At 63.6% G+C, this 2706-nt stretch carries 2 protein-coding genes and 1 pseudogene; all 3 read right to left on the bottom strand.

All coding sequences use genetic code 11. The features are described 5' to 3' along the window. A partial coding sequence (locus EN925_RS31190) for an RES family NAD+ phosphorylase (protein WP_164894508.1) occupies positions 1-552 on the bottom strand: 552 nt, incomplete at its 3' end. Further along, positions 546-968: an MbcA/ParS/Xre antitoxin family protein gene (locus EN925_RS31185; protein ID WP_013530547.1), complete on the bottom strand. Its 423-nt coding sequence runs from the start codon at positions 966-968 to the stop codon at positions 546-548. The genes EN925_RS31185 and EN925_RS31190, both read right to left, overlap by 7 nt. A gap of 143 nt (positions 969-1111) precedes the next feature. Further along, positions 1112-2544 (bottom strand): annotated as a pseudogene (locus EN925_RS31180) (aldehyde dehydrogenase family protein). Positions 2545-2706: the final 162 nt, after the last annotated feature.

The following is a 2706-nucleotide window of genomic DNA, read 5'->3' as shown; positions in this document are numbered from 1 at the left end:
GCGCACGCTGTTCCACACCAGCCCGTCGCTGCCTGCTGCCCGCAGCGCCCGCCCTTCCGCCTGCGAGGCGGAATAGTCGTCCGGGTCGAGCACGCCGGGCACGGCGTTGACGTCATCGAGATCGCGGTCGACGTTGCCGATCAGCACGCGGAAATCCGCCGTCCAGCCCGGCCCTTCGTCTGTGGCGCGCATGAATTTCTGATGGTGGTGGATGGTCTCGGCAAGCGCGACGTCCTCGCTGTCGCCGGCATAATAGATCCCGTAGCTGCCATCCGAGAAGCGGCCTGGTCTGAGCGTCGAGCAATGCACGAAGGGCGCCATCACGAAACTGGCGCCGGGGCCGGAAACCCGCCTTGCGGCCGAAACCTTGCCGAGATCGCCAATCTCGAACCTTATGCGTGGGTTTGTCTTCGCCTCGACGGCGGCCAGCGCCTCCCAGTCGCGCGGGTCGGCAATGTCTTCGAACAGGTCGATCGGTGGGTGGATGGAACGGATGATGCGGAAGGTCTGGTGCCAGTCGACGCGGCGACGGACCGCAAGCCCACTCACCATGCACCACGCTCCGCATCGAGCCATTCGCGCATCGCCGAGAGATCGGAGATTTCGCCGCGCAGCATCAGGTCGAGCGCCGACTGGCCGCCAAAGGTGGCATTGGGCTTGCGGATCCAGGCATAGCCGCGCGCCGGTTCCGTGAAGAGGTAGCGCAGGCCCTTGTGTATGCCCATCAGATGCGCCATGCGGGTGCGCAGGTCGCGGTCGATCCTGCCGATGCCACCTTCCTTCGCCCCAGTCTTCCAGCGTGCCCAGGTGCGCGCCGACATACCGCCAAGCAGGATGCAGGCCTCCAGGTCGGTGAGGTTCCAGGCCTTGAACAGATTGACCGTGGTGCGCGCCAGCGCGCCCGCTTCTTCATCCGAGATAGCGGCTCCGAACGTGGCCGGCGTGGTGACGATGGATTGAAGCTGCATTGCGTTCACCTTGCTGATTGGCAGATATATAGCATGTATTTGCCAATTGGCAAGAATGCGGAGATGGCAAGGCTTGGCTGCAAAATGAAAAGGCGCGGCCACACCGCAGGCCGCGCCCTTTATTGCATCACACTGTACGGTGCCTACTCAGCCGCCTCATATCCCGCGATGCCCTTGATCTCGAGGAAATCCTCAAGTCCGTATTCGGCATATTCGCGGCCATTGCCCGACTGCTTGTAGCCGCCGAACGGCAGGCCGGCGTCCCACTGGGGATAGTTGATGTAGACATTGCCGGTGCGCATGCGCGCCGCGACTTCGCGCGCCTTCTTCATGTCCTTGGCCTGGATGTAGGAGGCGAGGCCATAGACGGTGTCGTTGGCGGTCTCGACCACCTCGTCGACGCTGTCATAGGGCATGATCGCCAGTACCGGCCCAAAGATCTCCTCGCGCGCGATGCGCATGTCGTGGGTAACGTCGGCGAACACTGTCGGCCTGACATAGTAGCCGCGGTTGAGTTCGGCCGGACGGCCGGGGCCGCCGGCGACCAACGTCGCACCCTCGTCGATGCCGGCCTGGATCAGGTCCTGGATCTTGTCGAACTGAACCTGGCTGACGACCGGGCCGAGCTTGGTGCCGGCAGCGTCGGCCGGACCGACGGTGAATTTTTCCGCCGCAACCTTGGCATAGCGGGCCGCCTCGTCATGGCGCTCGCGCGGCACGAACATGCGCGTTGGCGCGTTGCAGGACTGGCCGCTGTTGCTGAAGCAACCGGCCACGCCCTTGCTGACCGCGCTTGCGAGGTCGACGTCGGGGAACAGAATGTTGGCCGACTTGCCACCAAGCTCCTGATGCACGCGCTTGACCGTGTCGGCGGCGGCCTTGGCCACCAGGATGCCGGCGCGGGTCGAACCGGTGAACGACATCATGTCGATGTCAGGATGGCTGGACAACGCCTGGCCGACGCCCGGTCCGTCGCCATTGACGAGGTTGAAGACGCCCTTCGGCACGCCGGCCTCGTCGAGGATCTCGGCGAAGATGATGGCGTCGAGCGGCGCGATCTCGGATGGCTTGAGCACCATGGTGCAGCCGGCGCGAGCGCCGGACCCACCTTGCAGGTGATCTGGTTGAGCGGCCAGTTCCACGGCGTGATCAGCCCGACGACACCGATCGGCTCCTTGACCACGAGATGATTGCCCTTCACGTGGCGGAATTCGAAAGCCTTCAGCGTCTCGGCCATTTTGGTCAGATGCGCCAGCCCAATGCCGACCTGGCTGTCCAACGCCATCTGGCGCGGCGCGCCCATCTCGCGCGACACGGCAACCGCAAGATCGCTACTGCGCTTCTTGTAGACCGCGATGATGCGATTCAACAGGTCGAGCCGCTCGCTAACTTCGGTGAAACCAAAGCCGTTGAAGGCGCGCTTGGCGGCAGCCACCGCCTTGTCGACATCGGCCCTGGAGCCGAGCGAAATCTGCGCAAAAGCGTCCTCATTCGAGGGATCGATGACGTCCAATGGGTTGGGCACAACAGGATCGACCCACGCGCCATCGATGTAGAACTGCAGATTGTGTGACATGGTTTTCTCCTTGGCCGCATGGTCGCGCCGGGCCGTCATATCTGGCTGGAGATAACGATGCACAAACGCCGCTGTCAAACACAACCCCCGAAGTGGTTGAGCCAGTGCGGCAGTGATTGAGCCAGAGCGGTTGGGCAGCAACCGGCTTGGTGAGGATGGACT

The organism is Mesorhizobium sp. M7A.F.Ca.US.006.04.2.1 (assembly GCF_004022915.1).
Lineage (GTDB): Bacteria > Pseudomonadota > Alphaproteobacteria > Rhizobiales > Rhizobiaceae > Mesorhizobium > Mesorhizobium ciceri.
This window is presented reverse-complemented; position numbering and strand designations above follow the sequence as displayed.